The sequence below is a fragment of the uncultured Aquimarina sp. genome, from assembly GCF_947492115.1.
Classification (GTDB): Bacteria; Bacteroidota; Bacteroidia; order Flavobacteriales; family Flavobacteriaceae; genus Aquimarina.
In genome coordinates, this window is record NZ_CANLMM010000002.1 from 557,363 (window position 1) to 578,328 (window position 20,966).

At 34.6% G+C, this 20,966-nt stretch carries 14 protein-coding genes; 9 read left to right on the plus strand and 5 right to left on the minus strand.

What is annotated here, in order from left to right; all coding sequences use genetic code 11:
• Positions 1 to 3: 3 nt before the first annotated feature.
• Positions 4 to 1,233, minus strand: a complete 1,230-nt coding sequence (gene odhB, locus Q1A73_RS07815) for a 2-oxoglutarate dehydrogenase complex dihydrolipoyllysine-residue succinyltransferase (protein ID WP_299603802.1) — start codon at positions 1,231 to 1,233, stop codon at positions 4 to 6.
• Between the two features lie 61 nt (positions 1,234 to 1,294).
• Entirely contained in the window at positions 1,295 to 4,081 is a 2,787-nt protein-coding gene (locus tag Q1A73_RS07820) for a 2-oxoglutarate dehydrogenase E1 component (protein WP_299603804.1), read from the minus strand.
• 114 nt (positions 4,082 to 4,195) lie between these two features.
• On the opposite strand from Q1A73_RS07820, the gene Q1A73_RS07825 reads away from it, so the two are divergent.
• Together Q1A73_RS07825 and Q1A73_RS07830 are read left to right on the plus strand one after the other, a co-directional pair.
• A complete protein-coding gene (locus Q1A73_RS07825; protein WP_299603806.1) occupies positions 4,196 to 4,717 on the plus strand; it encodes a hypothetical protein in 522 nt (173 codons plus the stop codon).
• A gap of 140 nt (positions 4,718 to 4,857) precedes the next feature.
• A complete protein-coding gene (locus tag Q1A73_RS07830; protein WP_299603808.1) occupies positions 4,858 to 5,232 on the plus strand; it encodes a hypothetical protein in 375 nt (124 codons plus the stop codon).
• A gap of 9 nt (positions 5,233 to 5,241) precedes the next feature.
• Here Q1A73_RS07830 and Q1A73_RS07835 read toward each other — a convergent pair whose 3' ends face one another.
• A complete protein-coding gene (locus tag Q1A73_RS07835) occupies positions 5,242 to 5,868 on the minus strand; it encodes a hypothetical protein (RefSeq protein WP_299603810.1) in 627 nt (208 codons plus the stop codon).
• Positions 5,869 to 6,024: 156 nt separating this feature from the next.
• Here Q1A73_RS07835 and Q1A73_RS07840 point away from each other — a divergent pair, with 156 nt between their 5' ends.
• Entirely contained in the window at positions 6,025 to 6,369 is a 345-nt protein-coding gene (locus Q1A73_RS07840) for a hypothetical protein (protein ID WP_299603813.1), read from the plus strand.
• Between the two features lie 98 nt (positions 6,370 to 6,467).
• On the opposite strand, the gene Q1A73_RS07845 is transcribed toward Q1A73_RS07840, so the two are convergent.
• Positions 6,468 to 7,442, minus strand: coding sequence for a polyprenyl synthetase family protein (locus Q1A73_RS07845; RefSeq protein ID WP_299603816.1), 975 nt, complete (start codon positions 7,440 to 7,442; stop codon positions 6,468 to 6,470).
• 167 nt (positions 7,443 to 7,609) lie between these two features.
• Between Q1A73_RS07845 and Q1A73_RS07850 the strand changes: the two genes are divergently transcribed.
• From Q1A73_RS07850 to Q1A73_RS07875, 6 genes are all read left to right on the plus strand, one after another.
• Positions 7,610 to 8,497, plus strand: a complete 888-nt coding sequence (locus Q1A73_RS07850; RefSeq protein ID WP_299603818.1) for a hypothetical protein — start codon at positions 7,610 to 7,612, stop codon at positions 8,495 to 8,497.
• A gap of 210 nt (positions 8,498 to 8,707) precedes the next feature.
• Entirely contained in the window at positions 8,708 to 9,307 is a 600-nt protein-coding gene (locus Q1A73_RS07855) for a TetR/AcrR family transcriptional regulator (protein WP_299603822.1), read from the plus strand.
• Between the two features lie 3 nt (positions 9,308 to 9,310).
• A complete protein-coding gene (locus Q1A73_RS07860) occupies positions 9,311 to 10,732 on the plus strand; it encodes a TolC family protein (RefSeq protein WP_299603825.1) in 1,422 nt (473 codons plus the stop codon).
• An 8-nt stretch (positions 10,733 to 10,740) separates the two neighbouring features.
• Positions 10,741 to 11,907, plus strand: a complete 1,167-nt coding sequence (locus tag Q1A73_RS07865) for an efflux RND transporter periplasmic adaptor subunit (protein WP_299603828.1) — start codon at positions 10,741 to 10,743, stop codon at positions 11,905 to 11,907.
• Positions 11,908 to 11,913: 6 nt separating this feature from the next.
• Positions 11,914 to 15,462 carry an efflux RND transporter permease subunit gene (locus Q1A73_RS07870; protein ID WP_299603831.1) on the plus strand — a complete coding sequence of 1,183 codons (3,549 nt, stop codon included), beginning with the start codon at positions 11,914 to 11,916 and terminating at the stop codon, positions 15,460 to 15,462.
• 326 nt (positions 15,463 to 15,788) lie between these two features.
• On the plus strand, positions 15,789 to 19,535 hold the full coding sequence (locus tag Q1A73_RS07875) for a fibronectin type III domain-containing protein (RefSeq protein WP_299603834.1): 3,747 nt from the start codon (positions 15,789 to 15,791) through the stop codon (positions 19,533 to 19,535).
• 88 nt (positions 19,536 to 19,623) lie between these two features.
• Here Q1A73_RS07875 and Q1A73_RS07880 read toward each other — a convergent pair whose 3' ends face one another.
• A complete protein-coding gene (locus Q1A73_RS07880; RefSeq protein ID WP_299603837.1) occupies positions 19,624 to 20,961 on the minus strand; it encodes a RagB/SusD family nutrient uptake outer membrane protein in 1,338 nt (445 codons plus the stop codon).
• Positions 20,962 to 20,966: the final 5 nt, after the last annotated feature.

Genomic DNA, 20,966 nt, shown 5'->3' on the forward strand with positions numbered 1-20,966 from the left:
ATCCTAAAGTTCTAATGCTTTACTAACATTATTATCCATTAATAACTCTACTGGATTTTCTAACGCCTCTTTTACCGCTACTAAGAACCCTACAGATTCTTTACCATCAATTATTCTGTGATCATAAGATAACGCTACGTACATAATTGGTGCAACAACAATTTGACCATCTCGTACAATTGGTCTTTCTACAATATTATGCATCCCTAAAATCGCACTCTGAGGAGGATTAATTATTGGAGTTGACAACATACTTCCGAATACTCCACCATTTGTGATTGTAAAGGTTCCTCCTGTCATTTCATCCACAGTAATTTGTCCTTCTCTAGCGCGAATAGCTAATCTTTTCACTTCTGACTCTACACCTCTGAAACTTAAATTTTCCGCATTTCTAATTACAGGAACCATTAATCCTTTTGGTCCAGACACAGCAATACTTATATCCTGAAAGTCGAAAGAAAGCATTTCTTTACCATCAATCATAGAATTTACTGCTGGATACATCTTTAGTGCTCTTACACAAGCTAACGTAAAGAATGACATAAATCCAAGACTTACTCCATGCTTAGCCTTAAAGGTTTCTTTATATTCTTTTCTTAAATCAAAAATTGGCTGCATATCTACTTCATTAAAAGTAGTAAGCATCGCAGTTTCGTTCTTTACAGAAACTAATCTCTCTGCTACTTTTCTTCGCAACATAGACAATTTCTTTCTAGACTCTCCTCTACTTCCTAAACCTGGAGTTCCCATAGAAGGTTTAGCATCAACAGCATCTGCTTTTGTAATACGACCATCTCTACCAGTACCTTTTACCTGAGAAGCATCAATACCTTTTTCTGTTAATACTTTTTTAGCTGCCGGAGAAGCAGTACCTGTAGCGTACGTAGTTGTTTTCTGAGGAGCTGGTGTTTCTGCTTTTACCGGAGCAGGTTCTTCTTTTTTCTCTTCTACTTTAGGAGCTTCAGAAGATGCAGATGCACCTCCTTCTGGTTTTGCAGCATCCGTATCTATAAGACATACAACCTCACCAACCGCTACTGCATCACCTTCTTCTGCCTTTAAAGTGATAATACCGCTAGCTTCTGCAGGTAATTCTAATGTTGCTTTATCACTATCTACTTCGGCAATAGCTTGATCCTTTTCTACATAATCACCGTTTTCTACAAGCCATTGAGCAATTTCTACTTCTGTAATGGATTCTCCCGGAGAAGGGACTTTCATTTCTAAAGCCATAATTCTAAGTTTATACTTTATATCGCGTGAGCGAAAAATTTTCGATTTTTACTTTACCTTACTATTTCTTTTTTCTTCTTTGATTGTCTTTTGTTTTATCAAATACAAAATCAATCACTTCCTGATGCCTTCTTTTAGATCTTGTCGCGCTTCCAGCTGCTGGAGCTCCATACGGTCTTCTACTTGCAAATCTAAATGAAGTTGCCCCATCAAAATGCATTAAAATATGACTTAATGCTCCCATATTACGCGGTTCTTCCTGAGCCCAAACAACATCTTTCGCTTTACTATACTTCTTAATTAAAGCATCCATTTCGTTCACCGGAAGTGGGAATAATTGTTCTATTCGAACTAAAGCTACATCATTTCTTTCTAACTTTTCCTTTTGCTCTAAAAGATCATAATAGAATTTACCAGTACAGAATACTAGTGTTTTCGTGTCTTTTTCTTTAGCATCTGCATCATCGATAACCGTTTGAAAACTTCCATTTGCCAAATCATCGATAGAAGAAACTACCTTAGGATGACGTAACAAACTTTTAGGAGTAAAAATAATCAAAGGCTTACGATAATCAGCTTTCATTTGTCTTCTCAGCAAATGAAACAAATTAGCTGGTGTAGTAACATCTGCAACAAACATATTATCCTTAGCACATAATTGTAGATAACGTTCCATTCTAGCAGAAGAATGCTCTGCTCCTTGCCCCTCATAACCATGAGGTAATAACATCACCAAACCATTTTGAAGCTTCCATTTATCCTCAGCAGAAGAAATGTACTGATCTATCATGATTTGAGCACCATTACTAAAATCTCCAAATTGAGCTTCCCAGATAGTCAAAGACTTAGGACTTGCCATTGCATAACCATAATCAAATCCTACTACTCCATACTCTGATAAAAATGAGTTATAGATATAAAAATCTCCTTGATCACCTTTCAGGTTATTTAATAATAGCACCTCTTCTTCGCTATCTTCCACTTTTATAACAGCATGTCGATGAGAGAAGGTTCCTCTTTCTACATCTTGCCCACTCATACGCACATCATACCCTTCTTTTAATAAAGATCCATATGCTAATAGTTCTCCCATTGCCCAATCTAACTCATCTGTTTCAAAAAAGCGCTTATTTCTATCCTTTATAATTTTATCAATTTTTCGAAGGAACTTTTTATCTGATGGTAGTTTGGTAATTACTTCAGCGATTTCAGTAAGACTCTCTTTAGAATACGTAGTATCTACATTTGCCATCATCTCATCTTCCTGAACTCTCGTAAAACCTGCCCATTCATCTTGCATGAATGGCGTGATAATAGTTTTATCCTGCTTACGAGAATCTTCTAACTCTTCTTCCAGTGATGCTTTATACTCCTTTTCCAATTCCGCTACATAGTCATTGTTTATAATGCCATCCGCGATTAATTTTGCTGCATAAATATCTCTTGGGTTTTTATGCTTAGCAATTGCTTTATACAACTTAGGTTGTGTAAAACGTGGTTCATCTCCTTCATTATGACCATATTTTCGATATCCTAATAAATCGATAAATACATCACGTCCAAAATTCATTCTAAAATCCAAAGCAAAATTAGTAGCATGAACTACTGCTTCGGCATCATCTGAATTTACATGAAGTACAGGAGAAAGTGTAACTTTACCTACATCTGTACAATATGTAGAAGAACGCGCATCTAAATAATTGGTAGTAAAACCGATTTGATTATTTACTACAATATGGATTGTACCACCAGTCTTGTATCCGTCTAATTGCGCCATTTGAACAATTTCGTATACCAAACCTTGCCCTGCAATAGCGGCATCTCCATGCACTACAATTGGTAATACCTGAGATATATCTTCTTTATAATGTCTATCTTGTTTTGCTCTTGTGATTCCTTCTACCACAGCACCAACAGTTTCTAGGTGGGATGGATTTGGTGCTATATTCATATTAATAGCTTTCCCTGAATCCGTTTCTCTCTTAGAGGTCCATCCTAAGTGATATTTCACATCACCATCAAAGATCGCTTCTTCATAATCCTTACCATCAAACTCACTAAAGATATCTTTTGGGCTTTTTCCGAAAATATTGGTAAGTGTACTCAAACGACCTCTATGTGCCATTCCCATCACAAACTCTTTAACTCCCATATCGGCTGCTTTTTCAACCAAGGCATCTAACGCAGGGATTAAAGACTCTCCTCCTTCTAGTGAAAAACGTTTCTGACCAACGTACTTAGTATGCAAGAAACTTTCAAACGAAACAGCCTGATTAAGCTTCTTAAGAATATGCTTTTTCTGATCGTTAGTAAACTTCGTTCTGTTGGTATTAAAATTTACACGACTTTGTATCCAAGCACGTTCCTCAGGATTACGAATATACATATACTCGATCCCTATTGCATCACAATATATTTGTTCTAAATGAACAATGATATTGCTCAAAGTGTTCGGTCCGATACCAATTATCTCACCTGCGTTAAAGGTAGTATTGAGATCAGCTTGACTTAAACCAAAATTTTCTAATGCTAATGTAGGTGTGTATTTTCTGCGCTCTCTAACTGGGTTCGTTTTGGTAAAAAGATGACCTCTTGTTCTGTAGCCATCGATTAATCTAATTACCTGAAACTCTTTTTGAACATTTTCTGGAACTGCAACAGTATCACCGGATTCTTTTTCGATATAAATTGTTTCTCCAGCACCATCGGCACTTTCCATACCAAAATCAAATCCCTGAAAAAATGCTCTCCAGCTTGGCTCTACGCTATCTGGGCTTTGCAGATATTGATCATATAAGTCTGCAAAAAATGCGGTATTAGCCGCATTCAAAAATGAATATTTATCCATATGTAAGTATTCAACCGTCTTTTTATTATAAAACATCACAAAAATACAACAATTACAGTATAATGAGTATCGAATTATATATATTTATTGTAACATTTTTTTACAATTTTAACAATGAAACTAATTCTTATTCATAAAATCAAAATTTCCGTATTAGTATTATCAATTTTCCTTTCCTTACAAGAATGTTATGCTCAGGATAATAATTTTTGGTCCAAAGTTAGAATTGGTGGAAATATTGGTATTGGTTTTACCGATGATACGTTTAATGGTATTTTAGCACCTTCTGCAGTGTATGATTTTAATAATCAGTTCAGTGCGGGATTTGGACTCAACTTCGGTTATACAGATTCTCGAAATTTTACTGCTACAAATTATGGTGCAAGTCTTATTACATTATACAACCCTTTTCCTTCTTTACAACTATCTGCTGAGTTTGAACAAATGGGTGTAAGCAGAAATTTCGAAATTGACGGAGAAGATTTCAGTGATGATTATTGGTATCCAGCTCTTTTTATAGGTGCAGGATATAGGATTGGTTTTGTAAGTGTTGGACTCAGATATGATGTTTTATATGACGAAAACAAAAGTATCTATGCAAGTGCTTATGCTCCTTTTGTGAGAGTGTTCTTTTAAAAATTCCCGCTATTTGCTGCAAAAATCTGGTAGTTTATCTAGAAAAACTACTTATTATCTAATATTAGGCCTTATAAGATCAAATCTGCATTTCTTTTAGTAATTTTATGATAATTAAATAATAAGACCCCAAAAACATCATGAAAAACTTAACTCTAACGCTTTTAGTGGCAATAGCACTGTCGTCTTGTTCTAGTAACAAAAAAGTAGCCACTTCTAATTTCGATCCTGATAACAATCCTTATTTTGTAAAAAAAGATAAATCTGTTAAAACAGGAGAAGTTAACGATCCAAAAATTCAGAAGAAAATAAATACGATTATCGAAAGTCATCTCGGTGTTTCTATTTCTTCTATAGCCATATCTCCAATCACTAAGACGGATAATGGCTATTACTGGAAATTTCTAAATGTTAGAAATGGAAGTAGTTTCAAAGGGTTTTCGGACCTAAAATTTAGTTCTGTTAAAATAGAGAAGAATAATAAAAAGGAAAACACACAGGTTTCGGACTTTTAGCTACTCATTTTACCAAAGATGAAAAATACATTTGGGCTTTCTATTCGAATAACTCTCTAGTTTTTTTTCTGCTTTTCTAAGTAAACGGTATTTATATAAGATATCTTCCTTATTTTCAATACAAACTCCTTTATCAAATGCTAAGGAGTCGAAATATCCTTGGTCCCACTCTGAAAGTATTGCTCCATGCTTTCTTTCAATACAAGCTGGAACATCATCATCTTTAAAAAGCATTCGTTGCTCGGTAATTTCTATAACTTTTTCAACACTAGTAGAAGAAACTCCTTGACTACTCTCTTTATAAAGTGTATTAAAAAAAATCTCTTCTGATATTACGGTTTTAAGCTGCAATGAATCGTTTTGAATAAAATAATTCTCCAAAAACGAATTATTTCCAAAACCTTGTTTATAGATATGCATCATCAATTTTAACTCCTCCTTCTCATAATAATATTCAATTCTACCAGATATATCCTCCCCACATTTATAATATTTCGTTCTATTCTTTAACAAGGTATCCTTTACATTAATTCTTTCTAAAAAAATTTCATAACGATCATTAACCTGATCAAATTTATCTTGACCATAACCAACATGGATAATTACTATCAATAAAAGCCTCGTAAACATCTTCACTTTAATACAATTAACAATTACTTCTTTTTTTACTCTTTAGCGTTTGCATTTCATCGATGAATCCAACAAATTATCTAATTTTTCATTTTTAAAACACACTTAAACCGTAAAAAAAATATGGTTTAACAATACATTTGTACAAGAAACAAACTCATTATGAAAGCAAAACTACTTATAGTTTTCTTAGGATTTGCAGCAGTAAGCTGTTCAGGTTCTAAAGAAACACTAAAAACTAAAGAAGTAAAAGTAACTACTTCTAAGAATATAGCTACCCAAGCATCATCACAAAATAATGTTAGCGGAGAAATAAACACAAAAATCAATACTATTATCCAAAACTATCTTGGTGTTCCTATATCCTCTATAGCTAGATCTGATGTGCAAGAAACAGAAAAAGGATATCAGTGGAAGTTTATGAATGTAAAAACTGGAGAAAACTTTACGGCGAACTCTGATTTTACTTTTGACTCGATCAAGATTACTAAAAATAAAAGGAGTTAATAAAACTTTTACCTATTAGAATTTTATTAACCTTATTACGCAGTGTTTTTTTGCCTCAAACCAAGCGTGGACCTGATTTTCTGATCAGGTCTTTCTATTTATACAGTTCTATTCATTAGCTGTTTACCAAAAGTCTCCAAGACTTTCTTTTTGTCATCCGAAATTGACAAACCTTCTAACACATCAAAAGCAATTTTGGTGTATTTCTCAATTTCCTGTCTTGTACTTTCCTTAGCACCAGTTGTTTCAAAAATCCCTTTAACTGTTTGAATCTTTTCTGAAGGATTTTCTGGATGCAATGAAAACAACCCTTCTAATTGTTTCTTTAGACTATCATCCCCTTTTTCTATCGCTTTCAAATACAAAAAGGTTTTTTTATTCTCAATAATATCTCCCCCTACTTGTTTTCCAAAAGTCTCTGGATCTCCAAAAGCATCCAAATAATCATCTTGTAATTGAAATGCAATTCCTAATAATCGTCCAAAATCATAAACAGATGATCTACAAGTGTCAGAAGCTTCAGCTATAATAGCTCCCATTTTCATAGCCGCCGCAACTAAAACTGCTGTCTTATATTCAATCATTTTTAAATACTCAGGAATAGTAACATCATCTCGTGTTTCGAAATCAATATCATACTGCTGTCCTTCACAAACTTCAATTGCTGTTTTTGAAAACAACTGAGCTAACTGTCTAAAAATATCTCCTTCATAATTTTCGAAAAGTTGATATGCATTGATCAACATGGCATCGCCAGAAAGAATTCCCGTATTTACATCCCATTTTTCATGAACCGTTTCTTTTCCTCTTCTCAACGGAGCATCATCCATGATATCATCATGCACTAAAGAAAAATTATGAAAAACCTCTATCGCCAAAGCTGCATCTAAAGCTTTTTCGTAGGAACCTCCAAAAATTTCGCAGCTCATCAATACCAAAACAGGCCTAAGTCTTTTACCTCCTAATGTTAGTATATAAGAAATAGGTTCATAGAGATTCTTAGGTTCTTTTTGTATCGTATTCTCTGATAAATAATCTAAAAAATATTTTTGGTAATCGGAAATGGTATGCACTGAATGAATTTTTGTGCTAAGGTATAATAAAAATTAAAAAAACAATTCTTGAAATAGAGATCCTATACACATTAAATATGTCCTAATATTTTGAATGTAAAAGTTTTCGGACATCCAAAAATTATACTCAAAATAGCTTTGTTGTAAACAAAATAAACCATTTACACATGAAAAAAATCACTTTTAAAACTTTAGCCCTAATGCTCACAATGATTATTTCATATTCTTGTGAGAAACCACAATCTGAATCCAGTTCGGAACAGGATCTAATTGGAGAACTTAATGATGATACACTTCCAAAATCAAGAGAAATTGCTCATATACAGAAAAATGGATTGGATGTAAAACTCTTTGAAATTGGTGATGAAAATGATAATGAGTATGAAATATTTCAACTTATTAAACTGTATGATTATGACCTTTTAAAAAACGAGGAACTGATGATAGAAATGGAAAATCATTCTCCTTTCGAATTATTTATAGAACTCACTGACCAAGATGTAGCGATTCCTGAAGCATTAGCTAAAGCAGCTGGTTACGATGCTTTCCAAGAATCTGGTAGAACAATGGACTCTTCTTTAAAAAAGGTAGAGATCCTGGATAATAACTATGAAGAAATCTTTGAAAAAAGCAGTAGTTGTTATAATGAATCTGAGAACACCTTTAGAAGCCAACGTTGTCAGGTTCCTTTGAATTCAAACCCTGATTATATAGAATTCTGTGACTCACAAACCTGGACTAATAATACCAGACAATCGGTATTTGGAGGTAACTGGAGAAAATTAAACGAAGCTTTTACCTGGACAAATGTCATTTGCGGACAAACTACTGTAAAATTCTACAGATATATTGATACATGGCAGCTAAGAAAAGAAGTAGAGCTTGAAAATGGTATATGGAATTCCAGCTACTGGACTGTGCATATTGTAGATCCAAGCTGGCCTCCTTTTAGTCCTGAAAGAAGATACGGAAGACGACTGCGCGTAGTACGTGACCAATCTTCTAACGGAAGTTTCAGAGCTTATACTAGATTCCGAAAAAAGCTTTATAATTAATTAAGAACTAAGATCTTGTTAAAAAGGCTGTCCAAATTGGGCAGCCTTTTTCGTTCTATTTAAAAAAAATCTACACGATGGCCACAGTTCAACCCTCTAAAATGACGATTCGTGTTAGATCAGTGTTAAAAAATTGTGAAACTTAGGAAACTTTTAATGTTTTTAAAGTTTCCTCGTGTACATTTGCACTGTAATTAAGTAAACCCCAATATGAAGGAAAAAATAATAGAAAAAGCGAATGACATGTTCTTAAACTTAGGTTTTAAGAGCGTTACAATGGATGATCTTGCTTCGGAAATGGGAATTTCTAAGAAAACCATCTATGCGCACTTTCAGAATAAAACTAAGTTGGTAGAAGCTACAACCGACCATTTATTCTGTACGGTTAGCGATGGAATCGATGCTATTTTAGAAGAAAATAAAGAGCCAATTGAGGAATTATATGCTATCAAGGCTTTTGTAATGCATCATCTAAAAGGTGAAAAAACATCTCCTCAATATCAACTTCAGAAATACTATCCAAAAATTCATAGTAGCCTTAAAATTAGACAGTTTGATACAATGCAGGAATGCGTAATCGATAATTTAGAAAGAGGTAAGCAAATTGGAGTTTACAGAGATAATATCGACGTAGAAATTATTTCAAGACTTTATTTTATGGGAATGACAGGCATCAAAGATCAAGAGATGTTCCCCATCCATAAATTTCCAGTTGCTAAATTAATGACTGATTACTTAGAATATCATATCCGTGGTATTGCCACCGAAAAAGGCTTAAAAATTTTAAACAATCTATTAAAACAACCATAAATTATGAGAAACAACCTTTGGTCCTTATGTTTCTTTAGCTTATTCATAACATTTTCTTTTGCGCAGCAGACTCCTGCTTCTTCACAATATTCATTTAGCTTAGATGAAGCTATAGAGTTTGCTTTGGAAAATAGTTATCAATCCATCAATGCCAGACGTGATGTAGCTAAAGCTCTTAAACAGAAATGGGAAACAACCGCGACCGGTTTACCACAAATTAATGCAGCTATTGATTACCAAAATCAATTAAAGCAACCGGTTTCTTTATTACCAGCTTCCGCTTTTGACAATAGAGAAAGTACCATTAATACTGTAGAAGAATTCTTTGATTTAACCGCTAACGGTTCTCCAGATCCTTTGGAAGGTTTTATTCCAGTTGTATTTGGAACCAAACAACAACTTACTGCAAGTGCTACCTTATCGCAATTACTTTTTGATGGGTCATACCTTGTAGGCTTAGAGGCTGCCAAAAGCTTTTTACAATACAGCAATGATTCACAAGAGAAAACCCAACTTAATGTTCGTGAAAGTGTGATCAACGCTTACGGAAGTGTCTTGGTATCTAATGAAAGTGTAAAGATTCTACAGAATAACAAAGCTGCTTTAGAAAAGAATTATGAAGAAAGAAAAAAGGTATTTGAAAACGGTCTAGCCGAAGAAGAAGATGTAGAACAACTTCAGATTACCTTATTACAAATTACAAATCAGTTGAACAATGCAGAAAGGCTAGCAAAAATAGCTTTGCAAATGTTTAATCTTACTATCGGAGTTGATGTAGATTCTAATACAGTATTGTCAGATAATTTGGATAGTCTAACAACTAAAAACATAGACAATTCTGTTGGTTTAAAACCATTTGTTATTGAAAACAATATCGATTACCGATTAGGATATCTGTTAACTGAACAGCGAAGATTGGAACTTAAATTAGAAAAAAGTAGAGCTTTACCAACATTATCGGCTTTTGTAAATTATGGTACACAAGCAAATAGTGATTCATTTACATTTTTAGAAAATGATCAGCGCTGGTTTCAATCTTCGATTTTGGGAGTTAGCCTAAACATTCCAATTTTCAGTTCTTTGGGAAGAAGTGCTAAAACACAAAGAGCGAGAATTGCTTTTGAGCAAGCAAATACATCTTTTATTGAAGCACAACAACAAATCCAGCTTCAGTACAATTCTACAGTAAGCGATTATCAACTTTCTTTAGAAACGTATGAAACATCAAAACAGAATCTTTCTTTAGCAGAAAGAATAGAAAATAAAAATCAAATCAAATATACCGAAGGATTGGCTTCAAGTTTTGAATTAAGGCAAGCACAATTACAATTATACAGTGTACAACAAGAAGTACTACAAGCGATGCTTACTATTATAAACAATAAAGCCAAACTAGAAACAATACTTAATACACCAAATAACTAGACATACTCATGAAAAAAATACTTATCATATTCTCAGTATCCCTTCTTATTGCCTCTTGTGGACAAAAAGATGGAACGTCTATAGAAAAAGTTATCGAAGACGGAGATTTAACTGCCATTAGAGCCAAACGAGGTGAAATCGTAGCAGAACAGCAGGAAATCGCAAACAAACTAAAGCAATTAGATGAAGCTATTGCATCCTTAGACAGCATCAAAAAATTACCTTTAGTAACAACCATTACTGCCAAAGACACTTTATTTAACCACTATTTAGAGTTACAAGGAAGTGTAGAAACTAAAAAGAACATTGTACTATATCCAGAAGCTGCGGGAACACTGGTTAGAGTTTTAGTTAAAGAAGGACAAAGAGTTTCCAAAGGTCAGGTTCTTGCAAGAATTGATGATGGAGGTCTTAGCCAACAAGTAGCACAAATGGAAGTGCAAGCAGAATTAGCTAAAACAACCTATGAACGTCAGAAAAAGTTGTGGGAGCAAAAAATAGGTTCCGAGATTCAGTACCTTCAAGCTAAAACAAACTATGAGTCTTCGAAGAATGGTGTAGATCAAATGAAACGTCAATTAGCAAAAGCTACCGTAACGGCTCCATTCTCAGGAATTGTAGATGATGTAATTACCGAGCAAGGAAGTGTGGTTGCTCCTGGACAATCACAATTGATCCGTATTGTAAACCTAGACGATATGTATATAGAAGTAGAAGTTCCAGAAAGTTATATTTCTAGTATTGTGAAAGGAAAAGAAACGAAAGTACATTTTCCAGTTTTAGGAAAAACGATCGATACAAAAATTCGTCAGGTAGGAAACTACATCAATCCAAATAACCGTTCGTTTACAGTAGAAGTGGCAGTTCCTAATAAAGATGGGATTATCAAACCTAATCTTACTGCCAAAGTTCAGATCAACGATTACACAAGCGAAAAAGCGATTTTAATTCCACAAAGTATTATCTCAGAAAATGCAGAGGGAGATCAGTATGCTTATGTAACTTCTGGAAAAGATGCAAAAAACATCGCCGAAGCAAAACGTACTATCGTAAAAACAGGAAAAACTCAAGGAGATTATATCGAAATTCTTGAAGGGATCGCGAATGGGGATGATATCATTAGTGAAGGAGCAAGAAGTGTTAAGGATGGTCAGAAAGTAGAAATTATAAACTAACATCTTATGGAAGTAAATAAGAAAAAAGTAGATAAAGAATTTAGATTAGCGTCTTGGGCCATTGACAACCCAACAACCATCTATGTGATGATGGCGATTTTCTTCGTTCTAGGGTTATCGGCATATTTCTCGATGCCAAGAGAGAATTTCCCAGAAATTAATGAAACTAAAATATACATTAGCGTTCCATATCCAGGAAATACCTCGGAAGATATAGAGCGATTAATTGTCGATCCGCTAGAAGATAAGCTAAAGAACCTTGGAGGTGTGGTAGAAATCGTATCCACCTCGCAAGAGGATTATGGAATCATCACCGTAGAATTTGAAGAGAAATTTACGGTTGCGGAAGCTAAACAAAAGGTAAAAGATGAAGTAGACTCTGAAAAATCTAATGAAGATTGGCCAACCTTTAATGGTGCCAAGGTAGAACCTAATGTTTTCGACTTAAGTATCTCAGAGGAAACTCCAATTATGAACATTAACATTACTGGAGACTATCCCGTAGATAAGTTAAAACAATTTGGAGAATACCTAGAGGATGAGATTGAAGACCTAAAAGAGATCAAAGGAGTAGATATCCGAGGTGCGCAGGAAAAAGAAGTAGAAGTAGCTGTAGATATCTATAAAATGATGGCAGCAAAGGTGAGCTTTGATGATGTCCTGAATAGCATTAGAAATGGTAATATCACTATGTCTGCAGGAAATATGATTACCAGTGGACAGCGAAGAACTATCAGAATTCTTGGTGAAATAGATCAACCTTCAGAACTAGACAATTTTGTGGTAAAATCTCAGGATGGAGCTGTCTACCTTAGAGATATTGCCAAAGTTACTTTTAAAGAGGAAGACAAAACTACCTATGCTAGAGAGTTTGGTGATAATGTAGTAATGCTAGAGGTAAAAAAACGCTCTGGGAAAAACATGGTAGAAGCTGCTGATCAAATAAGAGTGATAGTAGCTGATGCGCAGGAAAATGTATTCCCAACAGATCTAAATATCAGTATTGCCAACGATCAATCATCCAAAACGATTAATCAGGTAGACGATTTGGTAAACAATATCATTTTCGGGATTATTCTGGTTGTAGGGGTTTTAATGTTTTTCTTAGGATTTAGAAATGCATTATTCGTTGGTTTTGCTATACCAATGACTATGTTTATGTCTTTTATGATTCTGTCATTAATGGGGTTCACTATGAATACCATGATCCTTTTTGCACTGATTATGGGACTAGGAATGCTGGTAGATAATGGTATTGTGGTAGTAGAAAATGTATATCGTTTGATGGAAGAAGAAGGTATGTCTCGTATTGAAGCTGCCAAAAAAGGAATTGGTGAAATCGCCTTCCCGATTATAATCTCTACATTAACCACTGTTGCGGCGTTCGTACCATTAGGTCTATGGCCTGGTGTTATGGGGCAGTTTATGATTTATTTCCCGAAAACCTTATCTGTCGTATTAGGATCCTCACTTTTCGTAGCAATATTCTTCAATTCCATGCTCGTTTCTAAATTTATGGATATAGGCGAAAGAGAATTGACTGTAAAACAACTAATTCGCTTAAGTTTGATTCTTGGTGGATTTGGAATATTTATCATGATTGTTGGTGGACCAGTAAGAGGACTTGGAACTTTAATGATCTTTACCGCGATTATGTTCTGGATCTATAAGTATCTATTAAAAAGAATGGCTACTTTTTTCCAAACAAGGATTTTAACTTGGTTAGAAAATACCTACCAACGTTTTCTTTCTTTTGCCTTAAGAGGATGGAGAACCTATGCATTTGTCTTCGGAACATTCCTATTATTATTTGTGGTATTTGGAGCATTTGGTGCTTCTGTTGGAAGTCAGCGAACCAAGGTAGAATTCTTCCCAGATAATACACCCAATCAAATTATAGTATATATCGAATATCCACAAGGAACGGATATCGAAAAAACGAATAAAATTACCAAGGAAATTGAAAATCGTGTATACGCTATTATTAATGATGAAGAATATATCGAAGGCGAAGATCACAACTTCTTGGTAGAAGCTGCCGTATCACAGGTAGGTGAAGGAGCAGGAAATCCACAAACAGATGGTGGTAGTAGTGCAGAAATGCCTCATCGTGGTAAGATCATTGCCGCTATGAGAGAGTTTAAATTCAGAAAAGGAAAAGACTCTGAAGAATTACGATTCAAAGTACAAAAAGCATTGAAAGGAATCTATCCAGGTGTTGCCATTTCTGTAGAAAAAGATGCCGTAGGTCCGCCAGCTGGATATCCCATAAACATCGAAATCGAAGGAAAAGACTATGATGAGTTGATCAACGTAGCAGAACGTATGAGAAATTTCATCAATGAAAAGAACATTCCTGGTATCGAAGAACTAAAGATTGATGTTAACAAAGGGAAACCTGCTATGCAGGTAGCTGTTGATCGCCAAAAAGCAGGTGAATTAGGAGTTGCTGCCGGACAGGTTGGAAATCAATTACGTCGTTCTATTTTTGGTGAGAAAGCCGGAGTGTATAAAAAAGATGGAGAAGACTATGATATCTATGTCCGTTTTGATAAAAATGATCGCTACAATACTAGTGCTTTATTTAATCAGAATATCACATTTAGAGATCAAGCAACAGGAAGATTGAAAGAGATTCCAGTTTCTGCGGTAGCTTCTAAAAAGAATACGTCTTCATTTAGTGCGATCAAACATCGTGATACCAAAAGAGTGGTAACTGTATATTCAGGATTACAACCTGGTTACACTGATGCTGGAGCTATTGTAGCACAAATAGAAACTGAGATGGCGAGTTTTAAAGATAAACCGAACAGTGTTAAAATCAATTATACAGGACAGATCGAAGAGCAAAACAAGCAAATGGAGTTTTTAATGGGAGCCTTTTTTGCGGGATTAGGACTTATTATGTTGATCCTTATTTTCCAGTTTAGTTCTATTTCTAAACCTACTATTATCATGATTGCTATCTTCTTAAGCTTTATTGGAGTATTTGGTGGAATTCTGATCACTGGAGCAGCATTCGTAATCATGATGACCATGATGGGAATCATATCACTCGCAGGAATTGTAGTAAATAATGGTGTGGTATTATTGGATTATACGCAATTATTAATTGATCGTAAAAAGGTAGAACTCAATATTCCAGAAAACGAACATCTTGATAATGATGAGGTAATGAAACTAATCGTAAAAGGAGGAAGAGCACGTCTAAGACCAGTAATTCTTACTGCTATTACAACCGTATTAGGTCTGATTCCATTAGCAGTTGGATTTAATATAGATTTCTTCTCCTTATTCGCCAATTTTGACCCTAAAATTTATATTGGTGGTGATAATGTGATTTTCTGGGGACCTCTTGCCTGGGCAGTAATCTATGGATTAATTATAGCAACCTTCCTAACACTGATCATAGTGCCATGTTTATTCTTTATAGTACACAAGGTAAAAGTTTGGCTCAGTAAAAAAAGAAGCACTACACCAATACTTAATCAGGAAGAAAAAGAAGAATTAGAAAGTGATGAAAGTGGCGAAATGCCGATACCATCAGCCACTTAATTCGCATCTTAATTGTACTAAAAAACGCCACATTTCTGTGGCGTTTTTTTTGCTTAAACAACTGTTAACTAACCTCTTCTTATTTTGACCATTTATAATTTAATGTTAATTTCGCGCTCGAAAAACCCGAATCTATTATAAACCCTAAATCATAAATATACTTGAAAAACTAATTTTCCTACTTACAAATTCTAAACAAACAATATTAATCTGGATACATTTTGTTATCTATTTACTTTTTTGCATTAATTCAAAAAGTAAATAGATACACTTCTTCAAAAAATGTATATCTAATTACGATGAAAACAGAAAACAAATAACACTTTATGAAACAAAACTATTTTTACCTTGGAATACTTTTAACGCTCTTGTGTTGGAATACCACAAAAGCTCAAATCGAAAATTATTATACCTTTTCTGAAAGTACTGCTTCCTATGCCCCATTAGTTGGAGCCGATGAAACTGTACTAAGCCGTAACACTTTTAGTTCACTTAGCATACCTTTTGATTTTGAATATGCTGGTCAAAAAATAGACCGCTTAATATTTAAAAATAACGGAGAGGTCAGTCTGGGTGGAACTAGTGAACCTCAACCTAATGAACTATCTGATCTTGGACAACAAAATGAATCTGGTACAACAGCAATTATTGCTCCTTTATGGGACAACCAAATGACTGTTGCAAATGATAATACTATTGCTAAAAGAAAAACACTGTTATCGGGAACAGCTCCTTTTAGAACATTTACGATTGAATGGGAAAAAGTACTTTGGACAAGTCAATTTCCTTCGAATACAAGTTCTGAAGTTAGCTTCAGAATAATCTTCGAAGAGACCACAAATAATATTACTTTTTTATATGGGCCAAATAATTCTACTGAAAATCAATCTACAAGTATCGGGTTGAATACAGAATTTTCAGATCAAATTAGTTTTATTAGTGTTACACCAGGATCTCCAAGCTCTGTTAGCTCTACAGTTTCTGATGACAATATATCTACGTCCGAGTACCCTGGAGAAGGTACACAGTATACTTTTACTTATCAATTTCCAAACTGTAGAATCCCATCAAATTTAGATATTGATACGAATAGCTTGACTCCATCGACGGTAGACGTAAGTTGGACAAATGCAGGTTCTGAAACCTCTTGGGATATTTTGGTTATCAATCGAGATAATTCTTCAAGAGAAGTGATATCGGCAAATTCAAATCCGTTTACTCTAACAAATTTAGATCAAGACACTAATTATAGTATTGCTATTCGATCTAATTGTACTACTTCTGATAGTGACTACTCTCCTCAAGTATTTTTTACAACGCTTGAAACATGTCCTTCTCCTATAAATATTAACAGTACAGATATCACATTGGACAGTGCAGACTTCTCCTGGCAAGCTGGTGATTCAGAAACTAGCTGGGAGGCAACCGTTGTTTTATTCAATGATCCAGAACCAGTTTCTGGTGATGTGATCACTTCTACAACTTATAGTGTTAATGGACTTATTAAAGATACCGATTACACACTATATGTAAGATCTAATTGTGATACAGATGGTTTTAGTAAATGGATTACTTATGATTTTAGAACCATAGCTACATGTCAGATACCAACTTCATTGACAATTACTAATGAAACTTGTTCTTCTGGAACCATTGGATGGACCTCAAATGGTTCTGAAACTTCTTGGGAGGTTTCAGTTACTCGTATTGGTACATCAGACGAAGTTATTTATGCAGCAAATACAAACCCATTTACGTTAAATGATTTAAATCCTAACACCACTTACAGAATATTTGTAAGAGCCGTGTGTGCTTCTGATGATAAAAGTAGATACTCAAGTCGTGACTTTATTAGCACAACAGAAGATACTACCGATCCAACACCTGTGGCTCAGGATATTACCGTACAACTAGGCACTAACGGTTTTATTGTTTTAGATCCTACTGCTATTGATAATGGTTCTACAGATGATTGTGCTATTGATTCAATTACAGTGTCTCCTAGTGTATTAACCTGTTCTGACTTAGGAGCAAATACAGTAACAATGACTGTAACAGATATTGCTGGAAATAGTGATTCGACAACAGCACTTGTAACAGTAGAAGATAATACAAATCCAGTAGCGCAAGCAAAAGATATTACTGTAGCACTTGATGAGAATGGTTCAGTAAGTATTACAGGAAACGATATTAATGATGGATCTTCAGATAATTGTAATCTAAGTCTAACCGTTACTCCAAACACTTTTGATTGCTCGAATGTCGGAGAAAACACTGTTACACTGACCGCAACAGATACAAGTAATAACTTTAGCGAAATGACTGCTATAGTTACTGTACAGGATGTTATAAACCCTACAGTAGTTACTAAAAATATTTCTGTCTCTTTAGATAATAGTGGTATGGCAAGTATTGTTGCTAGCGATATCAACGATGGATCTTCTGATAATTGTAGCATCTCTTCCATTACAGTATCGCCTGATACTTTCAATTGTACTAATGTAGGAGAAAACACAGTAACCTTAACCGTAACAGATGTAAACGGTAATTCTGATTCTAACACTGCAGTAGTTACGGTTCAGGATACAATTGATCCGATAGCGCAAGCAAATGATATTACTGTACAACTTGATGATAATGGAACTATTACTATTACAGCAACTGATATCAACAATGGATCTGCTGATGATTGTACCATAGACTCAATTACTGTTTCTCCTAATAGTTTTGATTGTTCTAATATTGGTGATAATACAGTTACTCTTACCGTAACTGATACTTCTGGAAATTCTGATATGACATTAGCAACAGTTACTGTAATTGATGAAATGCTTCCTACTGCCAATTGTATTGCTCCTTTTAGTATTCAATTAGATGATTCTGGTTTAGCAAACATATCCGCACAAGATATAAATGAGAACTCCTCGGATAATTGTGGCATTCAAAATATAGCCATTGATAAAACGAATTTTACTAGTGCTGATATTGGAGAACAAATAGTTACCTTAACTGTTACAGATATTGCAGGTAATATAAACACATGTAGTACCACCGTAACTGTAGAAGGTCCTGCTTTTGTAATTGAGGATTATGTAACTGGGTTAAACTCTCCGAGAGGTCTAGCCTTTGATGGAGATCAAAATTTATTTATCGCTGAACATACTACCGGGAAAATTTTTAAAGCAACGGATATAGAAACAACCACAGAGTTTGCTTCTACAGGTTTTAATAACAACGGAATTTCTTTTGACCAGAATAACAACCTTTATGTGGCAGAGTCGTTTTTAAGTCAGGTTTTAACTTTTGATACCAATGCACAACAATCACAATTTCTAAGTTCTTCTGATGGGATTAGCTCTCCATGGGATGTAAAGTTTGACACTGCTGGAAATTTATATGTAAGTAATTTTAGTGGAAATATTCTTAAAATAACACCTGCTGGATCAGTTTCCGAATACACTACTGGATTATTCTCTCCAGAAGGAATCGCATTTGATCGTAGTGGAAATCTTTTTGTTGCAGATCGTAACGACCGTAAATTAATCAAAATCTCGCCTGATGGATCGAGCACAACACTATTAACCGGAATTGTTGGGATTCGTTCTGTCGCTGTAGATTCTAATGATTTTGTTTATTTCGACGAACAAGTAGGTAACGGACCATCTGCTACTGTAAAAATTGTGAAATATAACCAAAATGACGGTAGCACAACAGATATTATTGGAGGACTGGATGATTCTAACTATCTTTTGTTTAATAGAAATGGAGACCTGTTTATATCACAAAGTAATAAAGTTAGTGTGGTAAGAGAAGTTGGTGAATCAGAAATACTATCAGTGGAAGAAGTCGTATTAAACACCATTGTATTCTATCCTAATCCTGTAATCAATACCGTATCGTTTACTACCGCTCCTTCAGGAATTCGTTTGTATGATGTTTCTGGAAAAGCAATTTTTAAATCTACGAATAGTCAATTAGAATATGACTTATCCGATTTACCAAGTGGTTTTTATTTAATGGAAATCACAGATTTTTCTGGTAAAAGAATCATACAGAAAGTGAATAAAATATAAGAAAAATAGAAAGCATATTGATGATTTTGAATCTATAAAAAAACGCCGCAGATCTGCGGCGTTTTTATTATTATGTTAGATAAAAACACTATTGGTTTTCCGATAAAGGAATAGGGAACATATTAAAAATCTGATCTCCTGTTCTATCAATCGGTAATGTATTAGATAAATTGTACCTCCTTAAGTCAAACATTCTATGATTTTCTGCCCAAAGAGAATATCTTCTTTGATTTAACATTTCAGTAGTTAAATCGGCAGATGTTTGAGCTCCACTATAATCTGCTAAACCTGCTGCATTCCTTACTACATTTAAAGCATCTTCTGCATCTTGTAAGTTATTTGCTAAAATACTAGCTTCAGCATATAACAGGATTAACTCTTCATTTCTAAGAATGTCAATGGAGCTTACATTAGAAGCATATAATCTCGTTTCGTTTGTTCCATTGAGATCATCCTGAGACGTTGGGTTTGGTCTTGTGGCCGTTTTTGTAGTAACTCTAGTATCACCAGCTTCAGCATCATTCACCCAGCTATCATGTACGATAATCTGGTCTCCATTATTCGGCTCTGCAGCAGATAAAGAAGGTATTCTAAAAACTGGATTCGCTTGATCACCACCACCTAAACTAAATATATGTTTTGGCCCTAACGTTAAATCCGCTGTTAAATCAAAATATGACGCTCCTAAATCTGTTAAAGCGCCAGAGCCATCTCCATCATACACTGCTGCAAGAGCTGCTACAGCTCTATTAAACTGTAAAAATGTCGAAGGCGTAGTAAACCCATCAAAACCACTGCTAAGCGGAAAACTAAATTCGCTACCTGCATTACCAAGGTTCGTTTCAGCTTCATCTAACAATGCTCTAACAGCTGTCATAGCAGGTCCAAATTCTAATACTGGTCCTAAATTATCTGGATCAGCAACATCGATTCTTGCAATATTGTACGATTTTAAAATCTGGATAAGTTCATATGCTATAAAAGTTTTAGCAAACCCTAGATATCCTTGTCTTTCTGTATCAGTAATAACTTCGGTATTCATAACCGCTGTAATTAAAACATTGGCATTTTTAATACATCTATAGCTACCATTCCATTGAGCTGTACTATAAAATGAATTATTATCTAATCCTATTCCATTTTTACCAAGAAGATCTCCTGTATTTCTAGGGTCGGCATCGAATAAATACAATTCTCTTGCCATTGTACCTGAAGCAGTCGTTTCAATACCTAGTCCATTTCTTGAAGTAGACTCAACAGCTACCACCAAACCATTTAACTGATCAAGCGAGGCACCCGTTTCTACACCACCTACACTCGGTCCATTTGGGTCAATAACTTCATCGAAATCACAAGATGTAAATGTCATCATTGTGAAAATCGCAGCGATGACCACTTTGAATGTTATTTTTGAGATATTTTTCATGATTT

Excerpts from the sequence above, each read along its gene's own strand:
- odhB (WP_299603802.1), bottom strand. The coding sequence starts at position 1,233 with ATGGCTTTAGAAATGAAAGTCCCTTCTCCGGGAGAATCCATTACAGAA.
- Q1A73_RS07820 (WP_299603804.1), bottom strand. The coding sequence starts at position 4,081 with ATGGATAAATATTCATTTTTGAATGCGGCTAATACCGCATTTTTTGCA.
- Q1A73_RS07825 (WP_299603806.1), top strand. The coding sequence starts at position 4,196 with ATGAAACTAATTCTTATTCATAAAATCAAAATTTCCGTATTAGTATTA.
- Q1A73_RS07830 (WP_299603808.1), top strand. The coding sequence starts at position 4,858 with ATGAAAAACTTAACTCTAACGCTTTTAGTGGCAATAGCACTGTCGTCT.
- Q1A73_RS07840 (WP_299603813.1), top strand. The coding sequence starts at position 6,025 with ATGAAAGCAAAACTACTTATAGTTTTCTTAGGATTTGCAGCAGTAAGC.
- Q1A73_RS07850 (WP_299603818.1), top strand. The coding sequence starts at position 7,610 with ATGAAAAAAATCACTTTTAAAACTTTAGCCCTAATGCTCACAATGATT.
- Q1A73_RS07855 (WP_299603822.1), top strand. The coding sequence starts at position 8,708 with ATGAAGGAAAAAATAATAGAAAAAGCGAATGACATGTTCTTAAACTTA.
- Q1A73_RS07860 (WP_299603825.1), top strand. The coding sequence starts at position 9,311 with ATGAGAAACAACCTTTGGTCCTTATGTTTCTTTAGCTTATTCATAACA.
- Q1A73_RS07865 (WP_299603828.1), top strand. The coding sequence starts at position 10,741 with ATGAAAAAAATACTTATCATATTCTCAGTATCCCTTCTTATTGCCTCT.
- Q1A73_RS07870 (WP_299603831.1), top strand. The coding sequence starts at position 11,914 with ATGGAAGTAAATAAGAAAAAAGTAGATAAAGAATTTAGATTAGCGTCT.
- Q1A73_RS07875 (WP_299603834.1), top strand. The coding sequence starts at position 15,789 with ATGAAACAAAACTATTTTTACCTTGGAATACTTTTAACGCTCTTGTGT.
- Q1A73_RS07880 (WP_299603837.1), bottom strand. The coding sequence starts at position 20,961 with ATGAAAAATATCTCAAAAATAACATTCAAAGTGGTCATCGCTGCGATT.